This is a genomic window from Pseudomonas sp. PvP009 (genome assembly GCF_017832995.1).
In the GTDB taxonomy this organism is placed as follows: Bacteria; Pseudomonadota; Gammaproteobacteria; order Pseudomonadales; family Pseudomonadaceae; genus Aquipseudomonas; species Aquipseudomonas syringae.
Genome location: NZ_JAFIBG010000001.1, coordinates 4,263,945 through 4,276,898, shown reverse-complemented (window position 1 = coordinate 4,276,898; position 12,954 = coordinate 4,263,945). Strand labels below are relative to the sequence as shown.

Genomic DNA, 12,954 nt, shown 5'->3' with positions numbered 1-12,954 from the left:
GCCCGGTTTAGGCTAGAATATGCGGCCTCAAAGCACACCCCCTTCTCGAGGCTGTCCCGAAGATGTTGATCCTGCGCGGTGCTCCTGCCCTTTCTGCTTTCCGCCACAGCAAATTACTAGAACAACTGAAACAAAAAGTTTCAGCTGTCAGTGGCTTGTACGCCGAATTCGCTCACTTCGCTGACGTCAACGACGTTCTGACCAGCGAAGAACAGCAGGTTCTCGACCGTCTCCTGAAATACGGCCCCAGCGTGCCGGTTCAAGAGCCGAGCGGCCGTCTGTTTCTGGTGTTGCCGCGTTTTGGCACCATTTCACCCTGGTCGAGCAAGGCCAGCGACATCGCTCGCAATTGCGGCCTGAGCAAAATCCAGCGCCTCGAGCGCGGGATTGCCTTCTATGTAGAAGGCCAGTTCAACGAGACCGAGGCTCAGGTAATCGCCGACAGCCTGCACGACCGCATGACGCAACTGGTATTGGGCGACCTCGAGCAGGCTGCCAACCTGTTCAGCCACGCCCAGCCCAAGCCGCTGACCGCGGTGGACATTCTGGGTGGCGGCCGCGCGGCGCTGGAAAAAGCCAACGTCGAGCTGGGCCTGGCTCTCGCCGAAGATGAAATCGATTACCTGATCACCAGCTTCAATGGTCTGGGGCGCAACCCGCACGACATCGAGCTGATGATGTTTGCCCAGGCGAACTCCGAGCACTGCCGCCACAAGATTTTCAACGCCAGTTGGGACATCGACGGCCAGAGCCAGGAAAAAAGCCTGTTCGGCATGATCAAGAACACCTACCAGATGCACAGCGAAGGCGTGCTGTCCGCTTACAAGGACAACGCTTCGGTGATCGTCGGCAACGTCGCCGGTCGCTTCTTCCCGGACCCTGAAACCCGTCAGTACGGCGCGGTTCAGGAGCCGGTGCACATTCTGATGAAGGTCGAGACCCACAACCACCCGACCGCCATTGCGCCGTTTCCTGGCGCGGCGACTGGCTCCGGCGGCGAGATTCGCGACGAAGGTGCAACCGGTCGCGGTGCCAAGCCCAAGGCGGGGCTGACCGGTTTCACCGTCTCCAACCTGCAGATCCCCGGTTTCGTACAGCCTTGGGAAGTGCCGTACGGCAAGCCCGAGCGCATCGTGACTGCGCTGGACATCATGATTGAAGGCCCGCTGGGTGGCGCGGCGTTCAACAACGAATTCGGTCGCCCGGCGCTGACCGGCTATTTCCGTACCTTCGAGCAGTCCATCACTACGCCGCACGGTGACGAGGTTCGTGGTTACCACAAGCCGATCATGCTGGCGGGCGGTATGGGCAATATCCGCGAAGATCACGTCCAGAAGGGCGAGATCACTGTAGGTTCCAAGCTGATCGTACTGGGTGGCCCGGCGATGCTGATCGGCCTGGGTGGCGGCGCGGCTTCCTCGATGGCGACCGGCACCAGTTCTGCAGACCTGGATTTCGCTTCGGTTCAGCGTGAAAACCCCGAGATGGAGCGTCGTTGCCAGGAAGTCATCGACCGCTGCTGGCAGTTGGGCGACCGTAACCCGATCAGCTTCATCCACGACGTGGGTGCCGGTGGTCTGTCCAACGCCTTCCCCGAACTGGTCAACGATGGCGACCGCGGCGGACGTTTCGAACTGCGTAACGTACCCAATGACGAGCCGGGCATGGCCCCGCTGGAAATCTGGAGCAACGAATCCCAGGAACGTTACGTGCTGGCCGTGGGCGTCGAAGACTTCGAGCGCTTCAAGGCTATCTGCGAGCGCGAGCGCTGCCCGTTTGCGGTTGTCGGCGAAGCCACTGCAGAGCCGCAACTGACCGTCACCGACAGTCATTTCGGTAACAGTCCGGTAGACATGCCGCTGGAAGTCCTGCTGGGCAAGGCGCCGCGCATGCACCGTTCGGTCGCCAGAGAAGAAGAGATCGGCGATGATTTCGACCCGAGCACGCTGGACATCGAAGAAAGTGTGCAGCGCGTATTGCGCCACCCGGCCGTCGCCAGCAAAAGCTTCCTGATCACCATCGGTGACCGCAGCATTACCGGCCTGGTTGCTCGCGATCAGATGGTCGGTCCATGGCAGGTGCCTGTGGCTGACTGCGCCGTCACCGCCACCAGCTTCGACGTCAACACCGGCGAAGCCATGGCGATGGGCGAGCGGACTCCGCTGGCGTTGCTGGATGCTCCGGCTTCGGGCCGTATGGCGATCGGCGAAACGCTGACCAACATCGCGGCCTCGCGTATTGAAAAGCTTTCTGACATCAAACTGTCGGCCAACTGGATGTCGGCGGCTGGTCACCCTGGAGAAGACGCGCGTCTTTATGACACCGTGAAAGCGGTCGGCATGGAGCTGTGTCCGGAACTGGGGATCACCATTCCAGTGGGCAAGGACTCGATGTCCATGAAGACCCGCTGGAGCGACGAAGGCACCGAAAAGAGCGTGACCTCGCCGCTGTCATTGATCGTGACGGGCTTTGCGCCCGTAGTCGACATCCGTCAGACCCTGACGCCCGAGCTGCGCATGGACAAGGGCATCACCGACCTGATCCTGATCGATCTGGGGCGTGGCCAGAACCGCATGGGCGCCTCGATTCTTGCGCAAACTCACGGCAAGCTCGGCCGCGTCGCTCCGGACGTCGACGACGCTGAAGACCTCAAGGCCTTCTTCGCGGTGATTCAGGGCCTCAATTCCGACGGTCATATCCTGTCCTATCACGACCGTTCCGACGGTGGTCTGCTGGTCAGCACGCTGGAAATGGCTTTCGCCGGCCACTGCGGTCTGAACCTGCACCTCGACGGTGTTGCCGACAACGTCTCCGAACTGAGCGCGATCCTCTTCAACGAAGAGCTGGGCGCGGTCATTCAGGTGCGTCAGGACGCTACTCCACTGGTGCTGGCGCAATTCAGCGCGGCTGGTCTGGAAGACTGCGTGGCAGTGATCGGTCAGCCGATCAACAACGATGAAGTGTCGATCAGCTTCCATGGCGAGCCGGTATTCACTGGTCAGCGCCGTCTGTTGCAACGTCAGTGGGCCGAGACCAGCTATCAGATCCAGCGCCTGCGTGACAACGCCGAATGCGCGGATCAGGAATTCGATGCGCTGCTGGAAGAAGACAATCCGGGCCTGACCGTCAAGCTGGGCTTCGACGTCAACGAAGATATCGCCGCGCCGTACATCAAGACGGGTGTTCGTCCTCAGGTTGCCGTTCTGCGCGAGCAGGGTGTCAACGGTCAGGTCGAGATGGCGGCAGCCTTTGATCGTGCCGGCTTCAACGCAATCGACGTGCACATGAGCGATATCCTGGCCGGTCGTGTCGACCTGAACGACTTCAAGGGTATGGTCGCCTGCGGTGGCTTCTCCTACGGTGACGTACTGGGCGCCGGCGAAGGCTGGGCCAAGTCGGCATTGTTCAACAGCCGTGCGCGTGATGCGTTCCAGGGCTTCTTCGAGCGTTCCGACAGCTTCACGCTTGGCGTGTGCAACGGTTGCCAGATGCTGTCCAACCTGCACGAGCTGATTCCGGGTAGCGAGTTCTGGCCGCATTTCGTGCGTAACCGCTCCGAGCAGTTCGAAGCGCGCGTGGCCATGGTCCAGGTTCAGGAGTCGGCGTCGATCTTCCTGCAGGGCATGGCCGGTTCGCGCATGCCAATCGCCATCGCGCATGGCGAAGGGCACGCGGAGTTCCGCAATGACGACGCACTGCTCGAGGCGGACGTGTCCGGCACCGTGGCACTGCGCTTTGTCGATAACCACGGCAAGGTCACTGAAACCTACCCGGCCAACCCGAATGGCTCGCCACGCGGTATCGGCGGCATGACCACCCTCGACGGTCGTGTGACCATCATGATGCCGCACCCGGAGCGTGTATTCCGTGCCGTGCAGAACTCGTGGCGTCCCGAGGACTGGAACGAGGACGGTGCCTGGATGCGCATGTTCCGCAACGCGCGGGCCTGGGTTAACTAAGGCGCGTGTACAAGCTCGCCTTCTTCGTTCCGCCGAGCCATGTGGACGAGGTCAAGAGCGCCGTATTCGCTGCTGGTGCAGGGCGAATCGGCGCTTACGATCACTGCTCGTGGCAAGTGCTCGGCCAGGGCCAGTTCCGCCCGCTGGATGGCAGTCAGCCGTTTATCGGGCGGAGCGGTGTGGTCGAGTCGGTGGAAGAGTGGAAGGTCGAGCTTGTCGTCGCTGACGAGCTGATTCAGCACGTGGTGGTGGCGCTCAAGCAGAGCCATCCTTACGAAATGCCTGCTTACGAAGTATGGCGGCTGGCAGAGTTCTGAATCTGGACGCAGAGCGTCCGGAAATGCGTCACCACGCTGGAGCGTGGGGACGATAATCATCCTGTAACTATCGTGCCAATGCTACGCACTCAGACTTGTACATAAATCTTGTGGGAGCGAGCTTGCTCGCGAATGCGCAACGCCGCACATTCAAGGTCGAATTTCAATCATCGTCCCGTCTTTCACCAGATCCCATATTTCCCGCATGTCGTTGTTCTTCAGCGCAATGCAGCCGTTGGTCCAGTCCAGCGTGTGGAAATACCATTCCGGATACTCTTCATCCACCGGTGTGCCATGAAGCATGATCATGCTGCCCGGTTTCACGCCCTCGGAGCGTGCGCGTGCCGAGTCCGAGACATTCGGGTAGGAAATGTGCATCGACAGGTTGTAGTTATTGCTGGGTTTGCGCCAGTCGATCCAGTAGAAACCTTCCGGCGTGCGCTGGTCGCCTTCCTGCAGCTTGGTGCCCTTGGGGTTCTTGCCCAGCGAGATTCGGTAGGTCTTCAAGGCCTCACCACCGCTGATCAACTGCAATTGGCGCGCTGACTTGAGCACCAGCACCTTATCGATCGGCTTGCTGGCGATACTCTCTGTATTGATGACCTTGTTATTGATGATTTTCTGTTCGCTGCCCTTGGGCACGATGGTTTGAGTAAACGCGGCCTGCGAAAGCGGCATGAACGACATGCAAAAGAAAGCGAGCAACCAGCGCATTACAATTTCCCTGAAGATACTTCTTTGACAAAAAGCGCCGATGTTGTATGCGACCCTGGCGTTCAGGTGTCCAGCAACGGACGTGACGGGGGAAGGGCGCTAGTATGAACCGGGTAGGCTTGGCGACGCCGATCCGCGAAGAAGTATTCTAGGGTACGCCCGACTGTCATGAAAGCCAGGTCCGACCACGGAATGTCTGCTTCGTCGAATAACTGCACTTCCAGGCTCTCGATGCCTGCGGCGAATGCCTCATTCGCCATCTCTCCACGATAGAACACATGTACCTGATTGATATGCGGCACGTCGATCAAGGTGTACAGATGCAGTTCACTCAGGCTGGCGCAGGCTTCCTCCATGGTTTCGCGCCGTGCAGCCTGTTCGATGGTTTCGCCGTTTTCCATGAAACCGGCCGGCAGCGTCCAGAAACCCAGGCGCGGTTCGATGGCCCTGCGACACAGCAGCACTTTGCCGCCCAGCGTCACCAGGCAGCCCGCAACGATGTTCGGGTTCTGGTAATGAACGGTGTGGCAATGCTCGCAGACATAGCGCAAACGGCTGTCGCCTTCGGGAATGCGCTGGATAACAGGGTTGCCGCACTGGCTGCAAAATTTCATGGGATCAGTCGATAGTGAACGCAGTCGCTATCTTGGCCTGTCGTGCAGCGGCTCGGCAACCCTCTGTGTGACAGGAGTTGTCCTACAAGGGCTTGGGCGCAGCGTTGCTTTGGTGCATGATGCCAGACAGGCAACAGATCGAGATTTCCCATGCTGGATGAGCTACTTCGCCGTGTAGTCAGGCACACGCCAGAAACCCTCGACTCGGATCGACAATTCCCCGAGGCGGCTGTTCTGGTGCCGATTACCCGCAGCGAGCAACCCGAGCTGATTCTGACCCTGCGCGCCAGTGGCCTGTCGACGCATGGCGGTGAGGTGGCGTTTCCGGGTGGCCGGCGCGACCCCGGCGACCCTGATCTGATTTTCACAGCGTTGCGCGAAGCCGAGGAGGAAATCGGCCTGCCTCCCGGGCTGGTCGAGGTGATCGGGCCATTGAGTCCGCTGATCTCCAAGCACGGTATCAAGGTCACGCCTTACGTGGGGGTGATACCTGACTTCGTCGAATACCAGCCCAATGACGGCGAGATCGCTGCAGTATTCAGCGTGCCGCTGGAATTCTTTCGTCAGGACACACGCGAGCATACTCACCGCATCGATTACGAAGGCCGCAGCTGGTACGTGCCCAGTTATCGTTATGGCGAGTACAAGATCTGGGGGCTTACCGCGATCATGATCGTCGAGCTGGTCAACGTGCTGTACGACACCAGAATCAGCCTGCATCATCCGCCCGAACGGTCGACGATCTGAGCCGCTGGCACCTTAAGCGTCATTGTTTATAGTTCGTCCCCATGAGTACGACCCGCCCGAGGAGGCTGCATGAAATTTCGCCTGGGAGAATCCCGTGTCCAGACCGATCCGCAGAGCTGGGTGGCTCCCAATGCAACGCTGATCGGCAATGTCAGGCTCGAGGCCGGCGCGAGTGTGTGGTTCAACGCGGTATTGCGGGGCGACAACGAGCTGATTCACATCGGTGAAAACAGTAATGTGCAGGACGGTACGGTGATGCACACCGACATGGGGTCGCCGCTGAGTATCGGCAAAGGCGTGACCATCGGCCACAACGCCATGCTGCATGGCTGCAGCGTTGATGATTACAGCCTGATCGGTATCAATGCGGTCATCCTCAACGGGGCGAAGATCGGCAAATACTGCATCATCGGCGCCAATTCGCTGATCGGGGAAAACAAGGTCATTCCTGATGGCTCGCTGGTCATGGGGACACCGGGTAAAGTGGTGCGCGAACTCACCGATGTGCAGAAGAAGATGCTGGAAGCCAGCGCAGCCCATTACGTACACAATGCCCAGCGTTACGCCCGTGACCTGGCGGTGCAGGAAGAGTGATGAGCACTGATACCCCGATCGAAAAACCGGTCCGTTCCCCATGTGTAAGTATTTGTGCACTGGATGAGCAGGATATATGCACCGGTTGCCAGCGAACCGTCACCGAAATCACCCGCTGGAGCCGCATGAGCAACGACGAGCGCCGCGTGGTGCTCGGCCTCTGTGACGAGCGCGCCCGAGCCAGCGGCCTGATGTGGACAGTGGGCGAAGCACGCTGATGTTCCGATGGCCTTGTAGCCGCGAGCTTTTGTAGGAGCGAACTTGTTCGCGAAGAGGGCGGTGCAGTCGATGCATTTCCTGCGTCAGAAATAGCGCTTTCGCGAACAAGTTCGCTCCTACAGGTTATCCGCGAGCTTTTGTAGGAGCGAACTTGTTCGCGAAGAGGGCGGTGCAGTCGATGCATTTCCTGCGTCAGAAATAGCGCTTTCGCGAACAAGTTCGCTCCTACAGGTTATCCGCGAGCTTTTGTAGGAGCGAACTTGTTCGCGAAGAGGTCGGTGCAGTCGATGCATTTCCTGCGTCAGGAATGGCGCTTTCGCGAACAAGTTCGCTCCTGCAGGTTATCCGCGAGCTTTTGTAGCGAACTTGTTCGCGAAGAGAGTGGTGCAGTCGATGCATTTCCTGCGTCAGGAATAGCGCTTTCGCGAACAAGTTCGCTCCTACAGGTTATCCGTGAGCTTTTGTAGCGAACTTGTTCGCGAAGAGAGTGGTGCAGTCGATGCATTTCCTGCGTCAGGAATAGCGCTTTCGCGAACAAGTTCGCTCCTACAGGTTATCCGCGAGCTTTTGTAGCGAACTTGTTCGCGAAGAGGGCGGTGCAGTCGATGCATTTCCTGCGTCAGGAATAGCGCTTTCGCGAACAAGTTCGCTCCTGCAGGTTATCCGCGAGCTTTTGTAGGAGCGAACTTGTTCGCGAAGAGGGCGGTGCAGTCGATGCATTTCCTGCGTCAGGAATAGCGCTTTCGCGAACAAGTTCGCTCCTGCAGGTTATCCGCGAGCTTTTGTAGCGAACTTGTTCGCGAAGAGAGTGGTGCAGTCGATGCATTTCCTGCGTCAGGAATAGCGCTTTCGCGAACAAGTTCGCTCCTGCAGGTTATCCGCGAGCTTTTGTAGGAGCGAACTTGTTCGCGAAGAGGGCGGTGCAGTCGATGCATTTCCTGCGTCAGAAATAGCGCTTTCGCGAACAAGTTCGCTCCTACAGGTTATCCGCGAGCTTTTGTAGGAGCGAACTTGTTCGCGAAGAGGTCGGTGCAGTCGATGCATTTCCTGCGTCAGGAATGGCGCTTTCGCGAACAAGTTCGCTCCTGCAGGTTATCCGCGAGCTTTTGTAGGAGCGAACTTGTTCGCGAAGAGGGCGGTGCAGTCGATGCATTTCATGCGTCAGAAATAATGCTTTCGTTTTCGCTTGGGCGCGGCTCTTGTCCGCGTTTGCTATCATTGCCGCTCGCTTGCACAGGCCCAAACCCTCCATGCTTTTCCTGATCGCCTACATCAGCAGTGTCGTGCTGATCAACTTCGCCTTTTCCAGTGCGCCGCATCTGGACATGATCTGGTCTGCCTGGGGCGGGTTGGTGTTCGTGTTGCGGGACATGGTGCAGATTCGCTTTGGCCACGGCGCGATCATTGCCATGCTGGTGGCGCTGGTTCTGTCATATGTCACCAGCGACCCCACCATCGCCCTGGCCAGCGCCACGGCGTTCGCGGTTTCCGAATGCATTGACTGGCTGGTGTTCAGCATTACCAGACGCCCGTTACGTGATCGGTTGTGGATCAGCTCGGCACTCAGCATTCCACTGGATACCTTTATCTTCTTCGGCATGATCGACGCCCTGACGGCGCCGGTCGTGCTCACCGCGCTGGCATCGAAGTTCGCCGGCGTTACCATTGTCTGGATGATCATGGCCTGGCGGGCGCGCAACAGTGCCTGTCCAGGCTGAGCGCCCATTTGCCGGGGCTTCGTGGTAAATTGCGCGCCTTTCTTCACAGCGGTTGCTTGCATACGGCGGGCAGCCCTCGACATCTGCTTCACGAGGACCTGAGATGACTCAAATCGGAACTCCACTGTCGCCCACCGCGACGCGCGTACTGTTCTGCGGCAGCGGCGAACTGGGCAAGGAAGTCGTGATCGAGCTGCAGCGCCTCGGCGTTGAAGTGATCGCTGTTGACCGTTACGAGAACGCGCCGGCCATGCAGGTCGCTCATCGCAGCCATGTGATCAACATGCTCGACGGTGCGGCACTGCGCGCAGTCATCGAGGCCGAGAAGCCGCATTTCATCGTTCCGGAAATCGAAGCGATCGCCACCTCGACGCTGGTCGAGCTTGAGGCCGAAGGTTTCACCGTGATCCCGACCGCACGTGCCGCGCAGCTGACCATGAACCGCGAAGGCATTCGTCGTCTGGCAGCCGAAGAGCTGAAGCTGCCGACCTCGCCTTACCACTTTGCCGACACTTTCGAGGCGTACAGCAAGGCGGTCGAAGACCTCGGTTTCCCGTGTGTGGTCAAGCCGGTCATGAGTTCTTCGGGCAAAGGGCAGAGCCTGCTCAAGAGCACCGATGACGTACAGAAAGCCTGGGATTACGCGCAAGAGGGCGGTCGTGCTGGCAAGGGTCGCGTCATCGTCGAAGGCTTCATCGACTTCGATTACGAAATCACCCTGCTGACCGTGCGTCACATCGGTGGCACCACGTTCTGCGCGCCGGTTGGGCATCGTCAGGAAAAGGGCGACTATCAGGAATCCTGGCAGCCGCAGGCCATGAGCCCGGTTGCACTGGCAGAGTCCGAGCGTGTTGCCAAGGCGGTGACCGAGGCATTGGGTGGGCGCGGGATGTTTGGCGTCGAACTGTTCATCAAAGGTGATCAGGTGTGGTTCAGCGAAGTCTCGCCGCGCCCGCACGACACCGGTCTGGTGACACTGATTTCTCAGGACCTGTCGCAGTTTGCTCTGCACGCGCGCGCGATTCTTGGCCTGCCGATTCCGTTGATCCGCCAGTTCGGCCCGTCGGCTTCGGCAGTCATTCTGGTCGAAGGCCAGTCCACGCAAACCGCTTTCGCCAACCTCGGCGCTGCACTGGCCGAGCCTGATACTGCATTGCGTTTGTTTGGCAAGCCGGAAGTCAACGGTCAACGGCGCATGGGCGTTGCCCTGGCGCGTGACGAGTCCATCGAAGCGGCTCGGGCCAAGGCGACCCGGGCATCCAGTGCGGTAGTCGTCGAGTTGTAGGTTGGTAGCTGCAAGCCTCAAGCTACAAGAAAGAGCACCACGCTTTTTCTTGAGGCTTGCAGCTTGCAGCTCAAAGCTCTCTATCTCTCGTCTCCTTCAGGCTCAACACCGCCAGCACGCTGATCAGCGCTGCTGCAGACACATACCCGCCCACCCAGCTCAGGCCACCCATCGCCACCAGTTTCTGGGCGAAGAAGGGGGCGACCGACGCTCCGACGATTCCACCCAGGTTGTAGGCCGCCGATGCCCCGGTGTAGCGGACCTGCGTTGGGAACAGCTCCGGTAGCAGCGCGCCCATCGGGGCGAACGTGATACCCATCAGAAACAGTTCGATGCACAGAAACAGCGCCACAGCCCAGGTGCTGCCGTGGGTCAACAGCGGCTCCATGGTGAAACCTGACAGGATCGCCAGCACACCACCCGCAATCAACACTGGCTTGCGCCCGAAGCGATCACTCGCCAGTGCGGCCAGTGGTGTTGCTGCCGCCATGAAAAGCACCGCAAAGCACAGCAGCCCCAGGAATGTCTCACGGGTATAGCCCAGAGTGGCCACGCCGTAGCTCAACGAAAACACCGTTGAGATATAAAACAGCGCGTAGCAGACCACCATCGACGCTGCACCGAGCAGCATGGGTTTCCAGTGCTGGCTGAAGGTCTCCACGATTGGCAGGCTGACCCGTTGGTGACGAGCCATGGCCTTGGCGAACACGGGTGTTTCTTCCAGCTTCAGGCGCACGTAAAGCCCGACCATGACCAGTACGGCACTGAGCAGAAATGGAATCCGCCAGCCCCACGAACGGAACTGCTCGTCATCCAGGGTCATGGCCAGCGCCAGAAACAGGCCGTTGGCGGCGAGGAAGCCGATCGAAGGGCCCAGTTGCGGAAACATGCCGAACCAGGCGCGCTTGCCTTTCGGGGCATTCTCGGTCGCCAGCAGCGCCGCGCCACCCCATTCGCCACCCAGGCCAAGTCCCTGACCGAAACGCAGCACACATAACAGAATCGGCGCCCATGCCCCGATCGTCGCGTAACCGGGCAATACGCCGATCAGCGTGGTGCAGATACCCATCAACAGCAGCGAGGCCACCAGCGTCGACTTGCGTCCGATCCGGTCGCCGAAGTGACCGAACAGCGCCGACCCCAGGGGGCGAGCGAGAAAGGCGATGCCGAAGGTCAGAAATGACGACAGCATCTGGGCTGTGCCCGAGGTCTGTGGGAAAAATACCGGACCGATCACCAGAGCGGCGGCGGTGGCATAAACGTAAAAGTCGTAGAACTCGATGGCCGTGCCGATGAAGCTGGCCGTAGCGACGCGGGTCGTCGAATTCACCGGCTTTGCGGGCGCGTCTTGGTCTTCGCGAGAGAGCAGGGTGCTGGTCATGCGGATTTCCTGACAGTCGACTCGCCGATCGGCAACGACCGTACTCCGGCAAGCGTGCATTTATTGTGATTGTGGTTACAGCGTCGAGCAGAGTAACCCGAATGGGTCGAGAGGCAAGGGCGGTGCAGGAATCTATTTGAAGGCAGACAGCTATTTAGCTATTTGAAGGTGCGGACCAGCGTGTTCTGCCACATGGCGACACGCTTGACGCGGTTGTCCTCGGTCTCGAGGATTTCCAGTCGGTAAGGCCCTATCTTCAAGCACACCGGAGCGTCCGGGATGGTCTCGAGTGCTTCGGTAACCAGCCCGTTGACAGTTTTTGGACCGTCTGAGGGCAGGTGCCAGCCAAGGCTCTTGTTCAAATCGCGGATGGACGCTGCGCCTTCGACTTCCAGACGCCCGTCGTCCTGTTGTTTGACGTGCGGGTTATCCAGTCGCTGCTCGCTTTCGAACTCGCCGACAATCTCTTCGAGAATATCCTCAAGGGTGACGATGCCCAGCACTTCGCCGTACTCATCGACCACCACGCCGAGACGCCGTTGCTGTTTGTGGAAATTCAGCAACTGCAACTGCAACGGGGTGCTTTCCGGCACGAAATAAGGCTCGTAGCAGACCGCCAGCAACTGCTCCTTGGTCAAGGTGCCCTTGGGCAGCAGGTGGCTGATGTCACGGGTATTGATGACGCCTTGCACCTGATTGATGTCGTTGTGATAAACCGGCAGGCGCGTGTGCCGTGAAATGATCAGGCGTTCGATGATCATTTCCATGGGGTCATCAAGGTTGATGCCGTCCACTTCGTTGCGCGGGATCAGGATGTCATTGACCGTAATGCTGTCCAGCGCACGAATCCCTGAGAGCACGCTGGCGCGTGGCGAATATTCCTGGGCAGCATCGTTGCGTGGAGTGTTTTGCGTATCGTCTTCGAAGGCCTGATCCTGCTGCTGTACAGCACGTGACAGGAAGGGGCGCAGCAGCGTCTTGGCCAGAACATTGAACACGTAGGCCAGCGGCCAGACGATCTTCATCGGAATGCGCAGCACACTGTTGCCCAGCAGCAGTGTCGAGACGGGGTGGCGGTTCGCCAAGCGACGCGGCATGTATTCAGCGAAGACCAGCATGACGCTCATGGTAGCGAGCCAGGCCACGGTCGGACCGTTGTAGAACCAGTAATTGGCGGCGATAAGCGTCGCGATGACGGTGATCAGTACCCTGATCAGGGTATTGCCCAGAATCAGACTGTTCAGGTTGAACGCCAGCTCGGGGAGCGGCGCCGACTTTTCCGGGCGGCTGGCGGCGCGCATCGCCTTGACCTGATGATGAGCGGCCTCGACCGCGGTCAGCAGGCCGGCCCACAGCAGCAGTAGAGCGAGGACACCGAGCAACGGGCCCAGGGGCAGATTATCCAT

The 12,954-nt window shown here is 59.4% G+C and carries 11 protein-coding genes; 7 read left to right on the top strand and 4 right to left on the bottom strand.

The genetic code is table 11. From position 1 onward, the window contains the following. Positions 1-62: 62 nt before the first annotated feature. Together purL and JOE29_RS18305 are read left to right on the top strand one after the other, a co-directional pair. Positions 63-3,959 carry a phosphoribosylformylglycinamidine synthase gene (gene purL, locus JOE29_RS18310; protein ID WP_024662090.1) on the top strand — a complete coding sequence of 1,299 codons (3,897 nt, stop codon included), beginning with the start codon at positions 63-65 and terminating at the stop codon, positions 3,957-3,959. 5 nt (positions 3,960-3,964) lie between these two features. Then, the gene (locus JOE29_RS18305; protein WP_122571995.1) at positions 3,965-4,276 is read left to right on the top strand and encodes a YqfO family protein; all 312 of its coding nucleotides are present in this window, start codon (positions 3,965-3,967) and stop codon (positions 4,274-4,276) included. 150 nt (positions 4,277-4,426) lie between these two features. On the opposite strand, the gene JOE29_RS18300 is transcribed toward JOE29_RS18305, so the two are convergent. Both JOE29_RS18300 and JOE29_RS18295 read right to left on the bottom strand, forming a co-directional pair. Then, positions 4,427-4,990: a L,D-transpeptidase family protein gene (locus JOE29_RS18300; RefSeq protein ID WP_058444617.1), complete on the bottom strand. Its 564-nt coding sequence runs from the start codon at positions 4,988-4,990 to the stop codon at positions 4,427-4,429. Positions 4,991-5,052: 62 nt separating this feature from the next. After that, positions 5,053-5,604 carry an NUDIX hydrolase gene (locus tag JOE29_RS18295; protein ID WP_058444619.1) on the bottom strand — a complete coding sequence of 184 codons (552 nt, stop codon included), beginning with the start codon at positions 5,602-5,604 and terminating at the stop codon, positions 5,053-5,055. A 150-nt stretch (positions 5,605-5,754) separates the two neighbouring features. On the opposite strand from JOE29_RS18295, the gene JOE29_RS18290 reads away from it, so the two are divergent. The 5 genes from JOE29_RS18290 (at position 5,755) to purT (ending at position 10,167) form a co-directional block, all read left to right on the top strand. Beyond that, positions 5,755-6,351 carry a CoA pyrophosphatase gene (locus tag JOE29_RS18290; protein ID WP_003339685.1) on the top strand — a complete coding sequence of 199 codons (597 nt, stop codon included), beginning with the start codon at positions 5,755-5,757 and terminating at the stop codon, positions 6,349-6,351. Positions 6,352-6,420: 69 nt separating this feature from the next. Then, positions 6,421-6,945 (top strand): gamma carbonic anhydrase family protein, encoded by a 525-nt coding sequence (locus tag JOE29_RS18285; RefSeq protein ID WP_003314213.1) that lies wholly within the window; start codon positions 6,421-6,423, stop codon positions 6,943-6,945. After that, positions 6,945-7,163: a DUF1289 domain-containing protein gene (locus JOE29_RS18280; RefSeq protein WP_003415455.1), complete on the top strand. Its 219-nt coding sequence runs from the start codon at positions 6,945-6,947 to the stop codon at positions 7,161-7,163. The genes JOE29_RS18285 and JOE29_RS18280 overlap by 1 nt, the downstream gene beginning before the upstream one ends. A gap of 1,251 nt (positions 7,164-8,414) precedes the next feature. After that, positions 8,415-8,882: a preQ0 transporter gene (locus JOE29_RS18275; protein WP_003391204.1), complete on the top strand. Its 468-nt coding sequence runs from the start codon at positions 8,415-8,417 to the stop codon at positions 8,880-8,882. 103 nt (positions 8,883-8,985) lie between these two features. After that, complete coding sequence (gene purT / locus JOE29_RS18270) at positions 8,986-10,167, top strand: formate-dependent phosphoribosylglycinamide formyltransferase (RefSeq protein WP_044311845.1); 1,182 nt, start codon at positions 8,986-8,988, stop codon at positions 10,165-10,167. A gap of 70 nt (positions 10,168-10,237) precedes the next feature. On the opposite strand, the gene JOE29_RS18265 is transcribed toward purT, so the two are convergent. Then, positions 10,238-11,548 carry an MFS transporter gene (locus JOE29_RS18265; protein WP_024960284.1) on the bottom strand — a complete coding sequence of 437 codons (1,311 nt, stop codon included), beginning with the start codon at positions 11,546-11,548 and terminating at the stop codon, positions 10,238-10,240. A 158-nt stretch (positions 11,549-11,706) separates the two neighbouring features. Further along, the gene (locus tag JOE29_RS18260; protein WP_058443906.1) at positions 11,707-12,954 is read right to left on the bottom strand and encodes a transporter associated domain-containing protein; all 1,248 of its coding nucleotides are present in this window, start codon (positions 12,952-12,954) and stop codon (positions 11,707-11,709) included.

Coding starts and splice junctions, on each gene's coding strand:
- purL (WP_024662090.1), top strand. CDS start 63: ATGTTGATCCTGCGCGGTGCTCCTGCCCTTTCTGCTTTCCGCCACAGC.
- JOE29_RS18300 (WP_058444617.1), bottom strand. CDS start 4,990: ATGCGCTGGTTGCTCGCTTTCTTTTGCATGTCGTTCATGCCGCTTTCG.
- JOE29_RS18295 (WP_058444619.1), bottom strand. CDS start 5,604: ATGAAATTTTGCAGCCAGTGCGGCAACCCTGTTATCCAGCGCATTCCC.
- JOE29_RS18290 (WP_003339685.1), top strand. CDS start 5,755: ATGCTGGATGAGCTACTTCGCCGTGTAGTCAGGCACACGCCAGAAACC.
- JOE29_RS18285 (WP_003314213.1), top strand. CDS start 6,421: ATGAAATTTCGCCTGGGAGAATCCCGTGTCCAGACCGATCCGCAGAGC.
- JOE29_RS18280 (WP_003415455.1), top strand. CDS start 6,945: ATGAGCACTGATACCCCGATCGAAAAACCGGTCCGTTCCCCATGTGTA.
- JOE29_RS18275 (WP_003391204.1), top strand. CDS start 8,415: ATGCTTTTCCTGATCGCCTACATCAGCAGTGTCGTGCTGATCAACTTC.
- purT (WP_044311845.1), top strand. CDS start 8,986: ATGACTCAAATCGGAACTCCACTGTCGCCCACCGCGACGCGCGTACTG.
- JOE29_RS18265 (WP_024960284.1), bottom strand. CDS start 11,548: ATGACCAGCACCCTGCTCTCTCGCGAAGACCAAGACGCGCCCGCAAAG.
- JOE29_RS18260 (WP_058443906.1), bottom strand. CDS start 12,954: ATGGATAATCTGCCCCTGGGCCCGTTGCTCGGTGTCCTCGCTCTACTG.